Raw genomic sequence first — 16,664 nt, 5'->3', positions numbered from 1 at the left:
GTGGCTGGCCTGATCAAACGTGAAGATATCGACGAAGTACGCCAGCGCACCGATATCAAGGAAGTGGTGGACGGTTACGTCACCCTGAAGGGGGCTGGCCTGGGCACCTTCAAAGGCCTGTGCCCCTTCCACGACGAGCGCTCGCCGTCGTTCACTGTCCGTCCCCAAGTAGGCCGGTACCACTGCTTCGGCTGTGGCGAAGACGGCGACGCCATCTCCTTCGTTCAAAAGATGGACCACAGCTCCTTCCACGAAGCCGTGGAAAAACTTGCAGCCCGGATCGGCTACGAGCTGCGTTACGAAGACGGTGGCACGGGCCCCAACCGCGAAGAGGTCGGTAAGCGCCAACGGCTGCTCGACGCCCACAAGATCGCCGACGAGTTCTTCCGTGCCCAGCTCCTCACGGCAGGCGCCGCCGAGGGCCGCAACTTCCTGCACGGCCGCGGTTTCGATCGGGCCGCAGCCGAACAGTTCGGGGTCGGCTATGCGCCGCAGGGGTGGGACTCGCTCCTGAAACACCTGCGCGGCCGCGGGTTCACGGACGCCGAACTGAAGCTGACGGGGATGTTTTCCGAAGGCAATAGGGGCATTTACGACCGCTTCCGCGGGCGGCTCATCTGGCCCATCCGGGACATAGCCGGAGACACCATCGGCTTCGGTGCCCGCAAGCTCTACGAGGACGACCAGGGCCCTAAATACCTGAACACCCCGGAGACGGTGCTCTACAAGAAATCACAGGTCCTCTACGGCATCGACCTTGCCAAGCGGAACATCGCCAAGGACCGGCAATTGGTGGTGGTGGAGGGGTATACGGACGTCATGGCCTGCCACCTGGCCGGCGTCGGTACCGCTGTGGCCACCTGCGGTACAGCATTCGGTACGGACCACATCAAGATCGCCCGCCGCTTGCTGTCCGACGACGGCACCGGGGGAGAGGTCATCTTCACCTTCGACGGCGATGCCGCCGGGCAGAAGGCGGCACTGCGCGCCTTCGAGGAGGACCAGCGTTTCGTCGCCCAGACCTATGTGGCCGTAGAGCCCACCGGAGCCGATCCCTGCGATTTGCGCCAGCTCAAGGGGGACGCGGCTGTCCGCGACCTGATCAACACCCGCAAGCCGCTCTTCGAATTCGCCATCCGGGCCTCACTCAAACGCCACAACCTGGACACCGTGGAAGGCCGAGTGGCCGCGCTGCGTGAGTCGGCCCCCGTGGTGGCGCAGATCCGCGATGCCGGGATCCGCCCGGCCTATGTCCGCGAGTTGGCGGGCTGGCTTGGCATGCCCATTGAGGAGGTCAGCCGGGCAGTGGGATTGGCGGCCAAGCGCGCCGCGTCCGGCGCTCCCGCCGCGGACACTGCTGGAGCCCCTGGGGCCGGGCAGGGCACAGCGCCGGGCCAGGCCGGTCGGCCGGCGGCAGCACCGCCGTCGGACGCTCCCATCGCCTTTATGCGCCCCGATCCTCGGGACCCCATTGCCGCGATGGAACGCCAGGCCCTCGAGGTGGTCATCCAGAACCCTGCCGTCCTTGGAGGCGAAGCTGCGCTTACCGGTGGAGCATGGGAACGGTTTGAGGCCTGCCACCTCGTCACTCCGGCCTACTCTGCGGTACACACGGCGGTTCGGGCCGCCGGACTGGCTCACGTGGGCGACCCTGTGGCCTGGGTGGAAGGGATCCGCAGGGAGGTTCCGGAACCGCTCCAGGGCTTGGTCTCCGAGCTTGCTGTGGTTCCGCTGCCAGCCAGCACGCCTGAAGCTCTCCAGCGGTACTGCCGCGACATCCTGGCCCGGCTGTTCGAACTGCAGATCACCCGTGTCAAGGCGGACAAGATGGGCCAGTTGCAGCGTCTCGATGCCTCGGCCCAGCCGGAGGAATTCCAACGCCTCAACCGGGAACTCATGCAGCTTGAAATGCAGCGCCGTGCTCTCCGGATGGATAGCTGAGGGCCTTTCGCGGCGCCGATTTCGTTTCCCGGCAGCCCTTTGTTAGGCTGGTACACGCTTCATTCCTCCGTAGCTCAATTGGCAGAGCATTCGACTGTTAATCGAAGGGTTACTGGTTCAAGTCCAGTCGGAGGAGCGCTACTCAAAAATCCCCGTCCTCGGCTGAAGGCGGGGATTTTTGGCGTCTGATTCTTACCCCGTGGTGAGGGTGACGTCGTCGAGGTACATCCAGGTGTCGTCCGCCGGGCTGGACCCGTCGAGATGGACGTTGAACCAGAGCGTGATGGTCTGGCCGGCGTAGGCGGAGAGGTCGGCACTGAGCTGGGTCCAGGCACCGGAGTTGCTGCTGAGTTTGAACAGGCTGCCGAGAACCGTGCCGCTCGTGGAGCGGAGTTGGGCTTCCATCCAGTCGTACTGGCACGTGGTGCCGCTGCAGGTGTCGTCATTCGTGTGGGGCTGGTACCAGAAGGACAGGATCGTTGTCCCGGTGGCCGGCGCGGTGATGGTCTGGGACAGGCTGCTGTCCCCCAAAGGCTCCGTTCCCGAAGCCAGGCCCAGGAGCGCAGAGCCGGTTCCGGTGTGGGCGGTGGTGGAGGCCACCGGCGCCCTGACGCCGCCGGTGATCCAGGAGGTGAGTCCTGATTCGAACCCGCCGTTGGCGATGCCGGGAACAGGCGCTGTAGGCGTGACGGGCGCCGATGCGGCCGACGGCGCTGACGTCCCGACGGCGTTCGTCGCCGTCACGGTAAACGTGTACGCCGTGCCGTTGGTCAACCCAGTGACGGTCGCCGTAGTTGAGGGCGGACTTCCGGAGACCGTCACCGGAGCCAAAGCCGTGCCACCAGACGAAGGCGTCACGGCATACGAAGTGATCGGAGAACCGCCGTTAGCCGGTGCCGTCCACGACACCACCGCAGAAGTGTTCCCCGCCGTCGCGGTCACCCCTGTGGGAGCCCCGGGAACGGTTGGAGCCGTCGGGGTGACGGGTGGTGAGGCGGCAGACGGCGTGGACGTCCCGACGGCGTTCGTCGCCGTGACGGTGAACGTATAGGCCGTGCCGTTGCTGAGCCCTGTCACGGTGGTGGTGGTCGCCGGGGGTGTGCCGGTGACGGTGATCGGGGCCAGCGCGGTGCCACCAGACGAAGGCGTCACGGCATACGAAGCGATCGGAGAACCGCCGTTAGCCGGTGCCGTCCACGACACCACCGCAGAAGTGTTCCCCGCCGTCGCGGTCACCCCGCTTGGTGCCGCGGGCGCCGTCGCAGCGGCTGCGACAGTTACCGGGTGGGTGACCGTCCCTGTCAGGCCGCCGTTATCAGTCACCGTCAGCTTCACCTGGTAGGTTCCCGCAGAGGTGTAGGTATGGGACGGGTTCACGCCGGTTCCTGCCGGGGACCCGTCTCCGAAGTCCCAGCTGTACGAGACGACAGTCCCGTTCGGATCGGTCGAAGCTGAACCGTCAAACGTCGCCGTCAGGCCTGACGTCGAGGATGTGAAGGAGGCGGTCGGCGGCTGGTTCGGCGTATTTCCCAGGGCCTGGGCAACCGTTTGGACGGACGTTGTCCCGTTGGCTGTTCTCGCCGCGAGCCAAGTAATGAAGGTGTTGAAGAGCGAGGGGCTGATGGTCAGGGTGGGGTCTGTTCCGACGGCAATATGGTGGAAGGTCAGTTGTACCCATCCGCCTCCGGGTTCAGCATTGGTCACCAGGTCCTCGAGGTTCTGCAGCGTCCACGTGCTGTCCACTTCATCCGGCGCCGCTGTGTTGTAAGGATTGGCCGGGGGAAGGGTCCCTGCGAACGGGCATCCCGAGCAACTTGCGGGGGAACGGATGTCACCCAAATTGCGCGCACTGGCAAAACCGCAATTCTTCACGATTTGCTCGACCGAAGAGTTTTCGGCGGCGAAGGGATACGCAAAGTTGGAAGCGTTGAACCCCCAGCTGGCAAGGGTGTTCCGTCCGCCGCAAACCTCGTTTGTGGCTGCCGACGTGGAAAGGGTGGTGAGGTCCGGGTGGGTGACGGTGTGGCCACCGATCTCGTTGCCGTCCGCAGCAATGCTGTTCAAATTGGCTCGGGTAAGCCAAGACGGATTATCGATCCAGCTGGTCGTGATGAAGAAGGTCCCGTGCAGTCCATGGGAATTCAGCACCTGTTCGGCCGCGAGTTGATCGTCATTGCCGTCGTCGAAGGTCAGGCTGATGATTGTCTTCGGCAGCGCCCGGGCCGGGGCTCCGATGTAGACCATGGAGAAGGCAAACAACAGCAGGACGGACGCGGCAGTTGCCCAGCGGAACCACGCGTTGCGAAGGCCGGGTACCTTCTCGCGCCCTCCCGAAGCGCGCCGCAGCTGTTGTAACAACAACCTGGGCTGCCGGAACAGTATGGGCCGCCGGAACAGTATGGTCAGGAGCCGCATCGGCTTCCCCTTTGGCTGAACAGACCGGATCAGTATCCCCAGGTCCGGAGCCTATGGGCTCGGCACTGCACGGGTTAAGAGTGGGCGGTACCTGTCTTAGAGCGGTCCCGGCGCTCTTCACTCAGGCTCCGATACGGGTGCTGGACTGGAAGGCCGGGGACTCAACCGAAAGGTGGGTAGGAGCCGTCCGAGACGAGCTCGATGATCCCCTGGGCTGGAGTCACCATCGGGCCATGGCCTGGCAGGATGGTCTCTGCGCCCAGTTGCCTGATGACCTCCAAACTGGCCCAGGCCTCAGCGGGGTGGTGATGGAAGACGGCGGGCAGCATCTGCGGCCCGCAGACCGGGCTGATGGCATGACCTGAGATCAGGGCATCCCCTGTAACGACTGCCCTGGCGGAAGGAACCAAGAAGGACGCGTGCCCGCTGGTGTGACCGCCGGTAACAATGATTTGGGGAAGCCCCGGGAGCGCGTCCAAAGTACCCTGGGTCATTGCTGCCACCTCCGGGACGGCGACGTCGGACAAACCTCCGGATCGGACGGCATGTACGGCCCAGGCGCCCACTCTGGGACGGAGGACGCGCAAGCCGAGATCCTTGACGCTGATTTGTTCGAGGAGCTCCCGGCGGACATTTGGCAATTCCGCATGGTGCGCAAATACGGGGATGCCCAGTGCGGAAATTCTCGCGGCATTGCCGATGTGATCGGAGTGGCCATGCGTCAAGAGAACCGCCGCGGCATTTTCGATGGCCAGTCCCAGGAAATTGATGCTCGATTGGAGCAATGGCCAGTTCCCGGGATAGCCCGTGTCAATAAGGGTGAATTCCCTGCCACGCCTGAGGATGGTCCAGTTGACTGCGGGGCCTTCGACGAAGAATACGTCCTGGGCAACTTCCTTCACGTTGTCCTCAGGGGACCACTTCTTCGACATGTTTCCTTCCAATCGTAGGAGCCGGACCATCCTACCTCCGGAGGGACGCCACGTCTGAGGCGCGGGCGATACCCCGGAGGGGTATCTTGCTCGCTTTCCGCGGTGATCCTGCGTCGATTTCACTTGCGGCAAAACCTTTGCTAAAGTCATAACCGCTTCATTCCTCCGTAGCTCAATTGGCAGAGCATTCGACTGTTAATCGAAGGGTTACTGGTTCAAGTCCAGTCGGAGGAGCGCGAAGGCCCCGCACCGGTATTGATCGGTGTGGGGCCTAATTTTTTCGCTTCAATATGTTCGGATTTCGCGCGACCATTCAGACGAAATCCATCTCCACTTGCAAGAATCTGGCCGCTTCGGCCACGGCGGACTGGAAGGCGTCATCCTCGGTGGGTGGCGTCCTCGGTTCCCTCGGATGCCATTCGTGGGCAGCGGAGTGAACGCGCGTGAATCCGCCGCCAGGGGGTGCGTAGAAGATTCCGAAGCGTTGGACCGGCCATTCGGGTGAGGTTTCCGGAGCCACAAGCAAGGCCGCGCCATTGGTTGGATTGAACCATTGGGCGATCGGGCGTCGCCGGTCTTCCGTGAAGAGTCCGGCCGCGTAGAGGGCTGCAGACTGGGGGCTGGTTACGGTGCACAGGCGATCCCACCACAGCGGCAGGATGCCGTCATCCCTGCGCTGCCATGGGGCTGGAATAGGTTGCAGTTCCTGCCAACGGGGCACATCTCAACTTTATCGCCGGGCCATGCCCTGCAACAGTCTCGACCCACCCAGCGGCCCGCTTAGTCTCGCTTCCAGGGCCCGGGATTGATCCGGTAAAGAATCGCAGAGCCGACGACGGCGCCCAGCAGGGCTCCGAACACGGGGTTGCCGGCGCCGCGGCCCAGCAAGAAGCCGACGACGGCGCCCAGCACCGCCCCGAGGAAGAGGCCCCGGCCGTTGCGGTGTGGTTTGCGCGTCATGAATCGAGCCTACTTGCCCGCGAGGGAGGTGCGGTCTTTGTGGATCAGCGGATCGACTCGCGCATCAGTGGATGGAAGGGACGGTGCGGGGCCGCACGATGAGCCAGAGGGCCGCAACGGAGCATGCGAGGCACGCCGCCTGGACGGCTCCCATTGGCACGGCCGAGCCAACGCCCAACCAGCCCACCACCGGCGGAATGATACCGGCCATCAGGAAGTTCGACGCACCCAGCAGGGAGGCCGCGGTTCCCGCCTGTGCGCCGTGGTTGGCCAGGGCAATTACCTGGACGCACGGGAACATGAACCCGGTGGCAAGGATGTAGAACCACAACGGGACCATGACTCCCCACAGTCCGAAGTGCAGGAGATCGAACACCACAATCAGCATCGCCATCAGCAGCATCCAGGCTGTGGCGAACGCCAAGATCCATTGGGGTGCCACGCGTTTGATGACCCTGGAGCTGATCTGGACGCCGGCGACGATGCCAAGGGAGTTGATGCCGAACAACAGGCCGTATTGCTGTGGGGAGAAGTCGTAGACCTGCTGGAACAGGAAAGTCGATGCCGAGAGGTACGCGAACAGCCCGCCGAAGTTGAACCCGCCCACCAGCAGCATCCCGACGAAAATCCGGTCGGCGAAAACGGCTTTGTAGCGCTGGCCCGCCGTCGATGTGGTCTGCCGGCGAAGTTCGGCAGGATACGTTTCCCGGATAAGGAACACCGCGGCAATGAACACAAGGATTCCGTAGCTCGCCAGGAAGTAGAAGATGCCGGGCCATGGCATCACCAGCAGCAGTTGGGAGCCGATGATCGGGGCCAGGATCGGTGCGAGGCCATTGACCAGTGACATCCGGGAGAACATCCGCACCATGGCGTAGCCCGCGAAGAGGTCCCGGACCATGGCCATGGCCACCACGCCGCCGCCGGCTGCTCCGACGCCCATGAGGACGCGGAACAGTGCGAGTGTGTTGATGTCCGTGGACAGTGCGGCGCCGAGGGAGGAGCCGATGTGCAGGGCCGTTGCTAGGATCAACGGCATCCGCCGTCCGAATTTGTCGCTGAACGGCCCCACCACCAACTGTCCGACGGCGAAGCCCACCGTTGTACCGGTCAGTGTGAGTTGGATCGCAGCCGCCGACACGTCGAAGTGGTGTTCCAGTGCGGGGAATGCCGGTAGATAGAGGTCTACCGTAAATGGACCCAGGGCGGTCAACGCGCCAAGTAGCAGGATGTAGAGGAGTTTTTCGCGTCGGCTGAGGGAATCGCCCGGTACAGGGGGAGTGTTCACGATTATCAATCCTATGTGCGACAGATCATATTTATCAGGGATGGCGGGGGCGCGCCGCAGGTCTGTCCCGGAAGTTGAGGCTGAAGCTGAATGGTAGTTTTGTGGACAGGTGCGCGTGGGCGGTTGTTTCGCCCCGTGCCAGTGCCGGGTAGGAGCAAGTAGGAAGCAGTGAGGCGGAACCAATGAGTGGACGTCACAGCGGCCGGGCTAGCCAACGCCCGGGCATTTCGGCATTGCCGAACACCCTCAAACTTGCCGCCCGGCTTGCGCCGCGGCAACTCAATGACGAAATCAGCATGGCCAAGCTTGAGCTCAAGGGCAAAGGCAAGCATCTGGGGGTTGCCGGTGCATTCGTCGGCGTCGCCCTGATCTTCCTCTCTTTGCTCGTCATCGCCTTGGTGGTTGCAGCCATCCTCGGCTTGGCCACGGTTATGCCGGCGTGGCTGGCTGCGCTTGTGGTTGCTGCAGTGTTCCTCCTGATCATTCTTGTTGGAGGCCTCGTGGCATTCCTCGCCTTCAAGAGGGCCATGCCTCTTGCGCCTGAGAAGACCATCCGCGGTATCAAGCACGATCTCGGCATCATCAAAGAAGGGACGTCCTTCGACGCCAGCATCCTGGACCCGTCGTCGGAGGCCTATAAGGCTGCGGAAGCAGCGAAAGCGGCTGCAGCCGAGAAGGCCAAGGCCGAGAAGGCCGCCAAGGAAGAGGCACACAAGGCCGAGCTGCCCCCGCCCCGAGCGAGGCCGAACTGCTCCGCCGTCTTGAGCAGCGCCGCGAACACCTCGCGGACGTTCGCGATCAGCTCGGCGTCGAGCTCGATGTCAAGACCCAAGGGAAGGTCCTCCTGGACGTTGCCGGTCACAAGGTCGACGACGGACGCAAGTTTGCGGCCGACAAGCTTGCAGATCTCGCTGAGAAGGTTCCGGCGGGGCTGCCGGAGCAGCTCGCAGCACGCTGGAAGGAGCTACTGCTCTTTGCCGCGTCCGCCACGGTGGCTGCAGTGGGACTACGGAAACTGTTCAAGAAGTAATCGGGACGGCAAGCAACCACATCAGCCGCGGACCAAGGAAAGGGGGACGATGAAGTTCATCGGTGCAGGCGCCCGCCCGGGGCAGCCGCAGATCGACCATGATCTCATCTTCACCGTTCCCAATTTCCTGACGGTCCTGCGCTTCATGGGCGTTCCGCTGTTTGTGTGGCTGGTGCTGTGGCAGAGGGAATACGGTTTCGCCGTGTTGGTTCTTGCCATCATGGGCGGCACCGACTGGGTGGATGGTTACGTCGCCCGGCGCTTCAACCAGACTTCCAAGCTGGGCCGCATCCTCGATCCGGTAGCGGACCGCCTGGCACTCATCACTGTCGCTGTCACGCTTGTCATCGCTGGGGTAGTGGACTGGTGGTACCTGGCCGCCCTTGTGGTGCCCGACGTCGTACTCGCCACCGCCTCGTTGTTCTATTTCCACAGTCACCCCGACCTCCCGGTAAGCCGGATCGGCAAGATCCGGACGGCGTTCCTGCTCCTGGGCACGCCGCTTCTGGTCCTCTCCAAACTCGCGATTCCTTTCACCGGCGTCTACTTCGTCATCGCTTGGATCTGCCTGGGTTTGGGCCTTGTGGGCCATTGGGTGGCTGCGTACAACTATTTCTGGGCGATCCTCCGCAAGGGCAAAGAGCTCAAAGCCAACGACGGCGGTCGTAGCTGATGGTCTGGTTTGCGGTCCTTCTTGCGGTGCTTGGCGCCTTCTGCCTTGCCATCGGTGCCCAGCGCCAGGGCAGCGCGGTCAAAGCCGATACCGGTGGACTCGCTTTGAGTTCCAAAGGATTCTTGAGACTTCTCAGGAATCCACGATGGGTGTTGGGCCTGCTGTTGCTTGCCATGGGCATGGGCATGAACGCCATCGCCTTGGTGTCAGCTCCCCTGACCGTGGTTCAGCCGATTGGTGCCATCGCTTTGGTGATCACCACGGTGGTCAACGCCAAGGACCAGGGCCTCAGCATCAATCGCGGTACCGTCGTGGCGATCTCGGCTTGTGTGACGGGCTCGGCGCTCTTCGTCCTGCTGGCCGTCTACGCCACCCAGGAGAACCATCACGTCAGCGGCGAGGACGAAATAACCATCGTGCTCCTGTTGACCCTCGCCGTCGGGCTGTTTGGAACTTTGGCTGTCATGTTCCGGCACCGGTTGAGCGCCTTTGTGTACATCCTGGGTGCCGGGGTGTTGTTCGGATTCGTCGCGGTGCTGACGCGCATCATCGGCAGACACCTGCTGGATCCGAACGGGCACTCTTTGCTTAACGTGCAGTGGTACACCGTGGTGGCCATCGCCGCCGCCGGCGGGCTCGGTTCCTGGTTCGTGCAAAGTGCCTACTCTGGTGGGCCGCCCGATCTGGTGATCGCAGGCCTGACGGTGGTCGACCCCATTGTCGGGATCGCCATCGGGATCACCATTTTGGGTGAGCTTCGTCCCGATGTCCACGCCGTGCTCGCAATCGGCATGGCTGTGGCCGCATCCCTTGCTATCGTGGGGGTTATTGCCCTGAGCCGGCACCATCCCGAGGTCACCAAGCGGAAACGTGACGCGAAGGCGGCAGCAAGCCGGAAGGCCTAGGGCAACGCTCGACAACCGTGCCCCGCACACCCGCGGCAGGCAACCGGCGAAGACATCGTAAGGCCAGACGCCTTGCGATGTTCGCACCGTGACAATCAGGAGTTCTCCACGTGACCATTCCCGAAACCAACAAACCCCTCACCATCCTGATTGCGGCGGACACCTACCGCCCGCAGGTCAACGGTGCTGCTCAGTTCGGGTACAGGCTTGCCAAAGGCATGAAGGCGCGGGGACACGACGTACACGTGCTGGCCTGCCGGGCGGACAACGGCAAGAGCTTCACCGAGTTCGGGGATGAAGGCACGGTGCACCGTTTGAAGTCCCACGGGGTCTTTACGCACGAGTACTTCCGCATCTCCTACCCATGGGAAATCAAGAAGGACATTGCGCTGCTCTTCGACAGGGTGCAGCCCGACGTCGTGCACATCCAGAGCCACTACATGATCGGTGAGCACGTTCTCTACGAGGCAAAGAAGCGCGGCATCCGAATCATAGCCACCAACCACTTCATGCCGGAAAACCTGAACCCGTTCCTCCCGTTCCCACAGTGGTTCAAGGACATCATCGGGCGTGTCTCGTGGAAGGACATGGGCAAGGTCATGGGTCAGGCCGACGTCGTCACCACGCCCACCCCGCTTGCAGCCAAGGCAATGCACCAGCACGCGTTCCTTCGCAAGGTCCTCCCGCTCTCCAACGGAATCGACGCCGCTGCCTACGAGTTGAAGCCGGGCGAAGAAATCGAGCCGCATGCCAGCCCCACCGTTCTCTTCGTAGGCCGCCTTGCAGAAGAAAAGCACGTGGACGTGCTGATCGACGCCATTTCCAAGACGCCCGCCGAACTCAATGTGCACCTCGAGGTCGTGGGCGGCGGCGAGGTCCGCTCAGCACTGGAGGCCCAAGCCAAGCGGCTTGGCTTGGGGGAGCGGGTCAACTTCCTGGGCTTGGCGAGCGATGAGGACCTCAGGAAGGCGTACATTCGCGCCGACCTGTTCTGCATGCCCGGAACTGCCGAACTGCAGTCCCTCGTGACCCTTGAGGCGATGTCGGCGTCGACTCCGGTACTCCTTGCCAACGCGATGGCGCTGCCACATCTGGTACGCGAAGGCGAGAACGGGCACCTGTTTACGCCGGGCGACAGCAACGAGCTGGCAGCCCGGATCACCGAGCTCCTGCGTTTGCCGGCCGAGGAGCTCGAAGCCATGGGCAACGCCAGCCGCGCAATGGTGGAGCCCCACAGCATCCAGGGCACGTTGCAGACTTTCGAAGACCTGTATCGCGGCGCGTCCTATGAGGACAAAGTCGTCTAGTCATCCGGCTCCGGCTTGGGTCCCGGTTGGCATCGGGAGCCGAATTGTTTTGCTAGAGTGTTTTGGCCGGGAAGGACGCTGACAAAGCGGCCGCCTGGCCGACTCGGGGCTATAGCTCAGCTGGTTAGAGCGCGGGACTCATAATCCTAAGGTCCTCGGTTCAAGTCCGAGTAGCCCTACCCGAAAAGTGCCCCTGACCTGCGGAAACGCCGGGAAGGGGCACTCTCGTTTTTGCCTTCTGAGGTAGCGATCCACCGGAAACCCACCGGAAACGTTTTGAGCTAGTTGCCGAAAGCCTCGAGCAGCGAGGTGTTATCCGGCGCCTCGTGGGTCTTCTGGACGTAGTGCTTTCGGGTCACGTTTTCGCTGGAGTGGCCAAGCTGGGCGGAAGCGACAGCCACGCCTGACGAGGCCTCCAGCAAGGTTCCAACGGTCTTTCTGAAGGTGTGCGGGGTGACCCATTGGAATCCAAGATCCAAACTCGCAGAACGCCACTGCCGGCGGAAGTTGTTGGGATCGCGCAGCGAACCGACGGCCGAGGGGAACACGACGTCCCATGGGTTGGCCGCCAGTTGCCCAATTTGCCGTCTCAGGAGCATTTCCACGGCGAACGACGGTAGGAAGTACTTTTGCCGGGAATTGGCGCTCTTAGGGTGGTCCTGGATGGTCAGCCCCTTCTTGGGCACGTAGACAATCGTTCCGTTCACCGTGACGGTTGGTTTCTCGGATTTCAGATCGACGTCCTTCCACCGTATGGCCAAGGCCTCACCAATGCGGGCGCCCGTGGCGAGCATGATGTCGATGACGTCTAGGATGTCCACGGTCGGGTATCGGCCGGCCTGCTTTTTGTCGGCCTCCCATTGCCTGAGACCCGCACGCAATGCACCAACCTCTGTCACGGTTAGCGCCCGGACTTCCTTGTGATTTTTCGGGATCGTCGCCACGTCCCGCAAGGGGTTCCCGTCGAGTGCGCCGTGGCGCGCTGCGAGCCCGAGCATTCCAGACAGCACTGTTTTGCACTGCTTCGCCGTTCCGTTGCCATGCTTGATGCGCATGGTCTTGAGGAAACGATCCAAAGTGGAGACTGTTGCTTCGCGAATGCGCAAGCTCCCGACTCCGGGAGAAACGTAGTTGTCCAAGATGTCCCTGTAACGAGTGCGCGTGTTGATGGCGCGATCAGCGTCCTCAAATTCCGCCCACCAAATCAGACCGAGCTTGGAGATCCGCGTGTCCGACGTGATGTTTTCGCCTGCGGGCATCGCGCGGTCAGTGAGCGACGCAATCAGCAGCCGTTCGGCTTTTCCTCCTTTGTCGTTCTTCGACGTGGCCGCTGCCCGGGCCTCCACTTTGCGCGTGACGCCGTCGAAGTCCCGGAATCTGGCCATTGCGCGCCAGACCCCTGGCGATACCACATCTCGGCTGATCTTGCCCCAGGTGCCGATTTGGAGCGGTGGCCTAGACATTGCGAGTGCTCCCTTCTCGCCCGATTGCCCTGCTCGAGCTCAGTTTAAAGCTGCCAGCCGACATTCATTGGGCTGGGCTCTCGGGTGGGCGGCTCGTCAAGCCACATGCCGGGCTGCTGATTGGCGACTGCCCTGCTTCCGGCGGCCTCGATGAGTTGCTGAACGCACACGATCTGAGAATTCCGCTCCCATTCGTACTCCGCCGGGACACGTCCGAGCGGAAGCGGTGAGTCGTCGATGCCCCATCTGTCCCGGTAGATGGCGACTGCACCAATCGCGCGGCTTTTGTCCTCTGCGCCCGTGTTTGGCGGCAGAGCCTCTAGGAGGTTTCGTTTCCATCCGGAGTCATGCATGAGTGCTTCGAAGGTGACTTTGTCGGCCCGGCGTTGTATTCGCTTCTGTACCTGGCTGATTGTGTTGGCAAGGTCGGGCCGGGCGGTGTTGATGACCTCAAATAGGGGATCAGGCGCGGCAACGGGCATCTCGGACAAGAAGTGATGGAGCCGGGAGTGGATGATTGCGGTGGGGTCCTTAGCGGACCCGCTTGTCTTCAACGCATTGACGACAATCCGTCGTGCACCTGGCACGCTAACACTTGTCGATCGGCGCCAGGCTGCCACGGTCGCTCCCCACGACGGGGATTGTTGCAGTTCCTCTGCCGTTCCCGGGGCGTAGCTGATAAGGAACTTGGTCAGGTCCTCGGCGGCAGCGATCTGGGCGAGGTAGTCGTATTCAGCGCTGAGCCGTTCCAGGCTGTCTGCTTTGGATTCTTCGGCGTCGCGAACTTCGTGGGCGGTCCGTTCGGCACCTTCAGCCGCGAGCACTTCGGCGAGGATCTCACGCCATTGCGGTTGCAAGGAGGGGTCCAGCGGTTCGTGGTCGGTGGGGTCGTTTTCGCTGACGTACGCGTGGTTGCCTGAACGGCCGCGGGTCATGCTGACGTAGAGAAGCTCGCGCGTGAGACGTCCTTGGGTAACGACGGTATGGCCGGTGTCGACCGTGATTCCTTGGGAGCGGTGGGCAGTCGTCGCGTATCCCAGCTCCACTGCAGACTCAACATACTCGCGGTGCAGGGTGACGATGGCGCCGGTGTCCCTGCGGACCGCGGTGAGGGAGCCGTCGCGCCTGCCGGCACGTACGACGTCCAGGAGGGTGCCGTTGCGGATGAAGTCACCGTTGCTGTCAGCAACGGTGCGGTCGTTGCGGCGTGCGATGATCGTGTCCCCGCGTCCGGCGCGCAGCCCGTCGCCCAGAAGTACCGCCTGTTCGGCGTCCACTAGACCTTGGATCACGCGTTCTGCCTGGGCGCGTTCGTTGAGCATGCTCACGGTGTCGTTGTCCGCGGCGATAAGGATAGACGATTCACCGGCCCGGATGTCGGACTGCCAGTTCAGGTAGGCCTTGTCGACCATGTCCAGGTACGCGCCGTGCCGGATCCGTTGGTGCGCGTTGTAGGTGGCGATGGCTGAAAAATCCCCGGCGCGGAGTTTCAGCGAGGCCTCGCGTTCCCAACCGTGCTCGAACCGCCAGATGGTACTCAGCCGCGCGGTCTTGCCTTGCCGGTCCAGCCAGCCGAGGACGCCGCCGGCATCGATCGCATCTAGCTGCCCGGGATCGCCCACCAACAGAACCTTCGCCCCGGCATCCCTGGCCTGGTGCACCAGCGCTGAGAGCTGAAGAGTGGACACCATGGAAGCTTCGTCGACGACGACCAATTGGTTCGGATGGAACCGCCACCGGTCCTGTTCGGCGGCCAACCGGGTAGCTTCCTGTGCCAGGCGGGAGCTTGGAGCCGGGGAGTTGCCGAGGCCCTGCTCGGCGGCGAAGAAGCGCTCAGCCCTATGGCCGGCTCCCGCACCAACGGATTCGTAGAGCCACTTAGCCACATTCTCCGTGGCCATGGACAGCTCCCGTCCCAAGACTTCGGCGCTCGCCGCGGCAGGAGCCAATCCGACCACGCTGCCGGGCCCGAATTCCGCTTCCCAGGCGGCCTTGACCGCGCCGAGCGTGGTGGTCTTGCCGGTTCCGGCCGGGCCGACGACGGCGTTCAGCCGGCTCCCACTCAGCAGTATCTCGGCAGCGGCGGCCCGCTGGTCAAAGTGCAGCCCGAATTTGCCCTGGTGTTTGTAACTGGCGAGTGCCTCCATCGCAAGGGTGGCGGGGATGGAGGGGCCGCCGTCGTCGTTCCTTGCTTCCATGACGGTCTCCTCGCTGGCGAGGGTCGTGATGTCGGTGTAGAGGCGGGAGCCATGGAAGTCGAAGACGCTCTGCTGGCCGAGGCGGAGATCGGGAAGCGCGTCCGCTGGGACGCTGTAACGGTATTCGTTCAGAGGGACCGACTGGGTCTCGGCGGCGGTAGCGACGGCATCGATCAGGGCATTGCGGTCCTCCGGCGTGTGGCAGCGGATCGCAGCGCACACACGTTCCGCCTCGGCCAACAGATTCCACCGGTTCCATGTGGAGCGCTTGGCCGCGACACGTTCCCGGGTCAGTGATCCGACGGCGTCGAGCCAGGACTCTTCGAAGTCGCAACCTCGGAAAGGGGTGGCATGCGCGCGTCGCACAGTGTTGGCCAGCACGAGGCGGGGTTCGAAGCCTTTGGCGAGGGCCCGTGCTTGCCATTGTGCGGAGAGCTCATGCAGTGGCGTGACCGTCTCGGGTTTGGGCTTTCGAGTGGAAAGGGTTGCCTGCTGGCGGAGCTTGATGGTGGTGGTCGCGGTAGGAGGAGTGCCGAGGGCTTTGGTCCATTCGGCCACCAGGCGGTCGGTCTCCGCCTCGATGAGGCGGGAACGTTTGGAGAATTCGCGAATCAGGCCGTCGTCGACGCCGGTGAGCTGAGGGCTGGGGTTTCGAGTCGTGGCTGCGGGGTCGCGGATGTCGGTGTCTGTCCCGAGGTGTCGGTGGAGGGCGTCGAAGAGCAGTCCGTTGTAGTGTTCGCTGGCAGCGACCGCGGCCTTGTAGAGGCTCCTGGAGTCCAGAGTGACCCAGGCGCCGTCGGTGATGCGCCGGATGCGGTTGGCGATGACCAAGTGCGTATGCAGTTGCGGGTCCCCAGCCCGCGACTCCCAATGGTCGAACGCGGCAGATATCACGCCTCGGGTGCCGATCCGGGCAACGCCGTTGCGCCCCGCCCTCGTGTGGATGACCGATTCTTCGAGCCATTGAAGGGTGGCGTCGACGGCGTCGTGGTGGGTTTGAAGGATCCGGTCTTGGAGGGCCCGAGGGCTCAGCGCCCAGAGCACGGACACGGACTTGGGCACGCTGAAAGTCAGGTCGAAACCGGCCACGGCCCGACGCGTAGCGATTTGTCCTTCGGTGTTTTGGGCGACGGCAGGCTGGTGGTGCGGTCGGCCGAGGGGCGCGCCCGTGTCCGGATGGATGGTGCTGTCGAAGACGGCTTTAGCATCGGTTTCGGTGACGGCGTCGCCGCGGGCCCGGCTGATGCCGTTCAGACCGGAGCCAAGCCAGCGCCCCTGCGGGGTCCCGGCCTTCATGTAGTAGCGGGTTGCATCCGGGGGAGTGGGCGAGACGTCGTCCATCATCGTGGTCTTGAACAGGTACCTCAGGCCAGACTGGGCAGAAAGCCTGGCGATGGACATGGTCATGGCCGGGGCACGGTCGGTAGCCGAAGGCTGGGCGTCCATCCACGACGCCGCAGGATTGGGGACGGTTCGAACCCATCCCCGCACTCCTCGCAAATTTTCCCGTTCACCTCGATTCATCGACTGAGAGCGCAACCGCTACATGACC

At 63.3% G+C, this 16,664-nt stretch carries 11 protein-coding genes, 3 tRNA genes and 1 pseudogene; 8 read left to right on the top strand and 7 right to left on the bottom strand.

Annotated elements, in window-relative coordinates:
• Both dnaG and OW521_RS05150 read left to right on the top strand, forming a co-directional pair.
• Entirely contained in the window at nt 1-1,941 is a 1,941-nt protein-coding gene (dnaG, locus tag OW521_RS05155) for a DNA primase (protein ID WP_268023505.1), read from the top strand.
• Between the two features lie 63 nt (nt 1,942-2,004).
• Nucleotides 2,005-2,077 (top strand) — tRNA-Asn (locus OW521_RS05150).
• A 56-nt stretch (nt 2,078-2,133) separates the two neighbouring features.
• Here the strand turns inward: OW521_RS05150 and OW521_RS05145 are convergent.
• Together OW521_RS05145 and OW521_RS05140 are read right to left on the bottom strand one after the other, a co-directional pair.
• The gene (locus OW521_RS05145; protein ID WP_268023504.1) at nt 2,134-4,356 is read right to left on the bottom strand and encodes a fibronectin type III domain-containing protein; all 2,223 of its coding nucleotides are present in this window, start codon (nt 4,354-4,356) and stop codon (nt 2,134-2,136) included.
• Between the two features lie 161 nt (nt 4,357-4,517).
• Nucleotides 4,518-5,288: an MBL fold metallo-hydrolase gene (locus OW521_RS05140; RefSeq protein WP_268023502.1), complete on the bottom strand. Its 771-nt coding sequence runs from the start codon at nt 5,286-5,288 to the stop codon at nt 4,518-4,520.
• A 161-nt stretch (nt 5,289-5,449) separates the two neighbouring features.
• On the opposite strand from OW521_RS05140, the gene OW521_RS05135 reads away from it, so the two are divergent.
• A tRNA-Asn gene (locus OW521_RS05135) sits at nt 5,450-5,522 on the top strand.
• 79 nt (nt 5,523-5,601) lie between these two features.
• On the opposite strand, the gene OW521_RS05130 is transcribed toward OW521_RS05135, so the two are convergent.
• The 3 genes from OW521_RS05130 to OW521_RS05120 form a co-directional block, all read right to left on the bottom strand.
• Nucleotides 5,602-6,009: a hypothetical protein gene (locus tag OW521_RS05130; RefSeq protein WP_234750734.1), complete on the bottom strand. Its 408-nt coding sequence runs from the start codon at nt 6,007-6,009 to the stop codon at nt 5,602-5,604.
• A 59-nt stretch (nt 6,010-6,068) separates the two neighbouring features.
• Nucleotides 6,069-6,248, bottom strand: coding sequence for a glycine zipper domain-containing protein (locus tag OW521_RS05125; protein WP_059387861.1), 180 nt, complete (start codon nt 6,246-6,248; stop codon nt 6,069-6,071).
• A gap of 64 nt (nt 6,249-6,312) precedes the next feature.
• Complete coding sequence (locus OW521_RS05120; protein WP_268025691.1) at nt 6,313-7,542, bottom strand: multidrug effflux MFS transporter; 1,230 nt, start codon at nt 7,540-7,542, stop codon at nt 6,313-6,315.
• A 176-nt stretch (nt 7,543-7,718) separates the two neighbouring features.
• Here OW521_RS05120 and OW521_RS24355 point away from each other — a divergent pair.
• The 5 genes and pseudogenes from OW521_RS24355 to OW521_RS05095 all read left to right on the top strand — a co-directional run bounded on the left by OW521_RS24355 (nt 7,719) and on the right by OW521_RS05095 (nt 11,630).
• A pseudogene (locus tag OW521_RS24355) lies at nt 7,719-8,566 on the top strand (phage holin family protein).
• Nucleotides 8,567-8,615: 49 nt separating this feature from the next.
• Entirely contained in the window at nt 8,616-9,239 is a 624-nt protein-coding gene (locus tag OW521_RS05110) for a CDP-alcohol phosphatidyltransferase family protein (RefSeq protein WP_268023496.1), read from the top strand.
• A complete protein-coding gene (locus OW521_RS05105; protein ID WP_268023494.1) occupies nt 9,239-10,144 on the top strand; it encodes a DMT family transporter in 906 nt (301 codons plus the stop codon). The genes OW521_RS05110 and OW521_RS05105 overlap by 1 nt, the downstream gene beginning before the upstream one ends.
• A 110-nt stretch (nt 10,145-10,254) precedes the next feature.
• Nucleotides 10,255-11,451, top strand: a complete 1,197-nt coding sequence (locus tag OW521_RS05100; RefSeq protein ID WP_268023492.1) for a glycosyltransferase — start codon at nt 10,255-10,257, stop codon at nt 11,449-11,451.
• Nucleotides 11,452-11,556: 105 nt separating this feature from the next.
• Nucleotides 11,557-11,630 (top strand) — tRNA-Ile (locus tag OW521_RS05095).
• A 102-nt stretch (nt 11,631-11,732) separates the two neighbouring features.
• Here OW521_RS05095 and OW521_RS05090 read toward each other — a convergent pair.
• Entirely contained in the window at nt 11,733-12,914 is a 1,182-nt protein-coding gene (locus OW521_RS05090; protein WP_268023490.1) for a tyrosine-type recombinase/integrase, read from the bottom strand.
• 44 nt (nt 12,915-12,958) lie between these two features.
• Complete coding sequence (gene mobF / locus OW521_RS05085; RefSeq protein ID WP_268023488.1) at nt 12,959-16,558, bottom strand: MobF family relaxase; 3,600 nt, start codon at nt 16,556-16,558, stop codon at nt 12,959-12,961.
• Nucleotides 16,559-16,664 lie beyond the last annotated feature (106 nt).

This window comes from Arthrobacter sp. MMS18-M83, assembly GCF_026683955.1.
Classification (GTDB): Bacteria; Actinomycetota; Actinomycetes; order Actinomycetales; family Micrococcaceae; genus Arthrobacter.
This window is presented reverse-complemented; position numbering and strand designations above follow the sequence as displayed.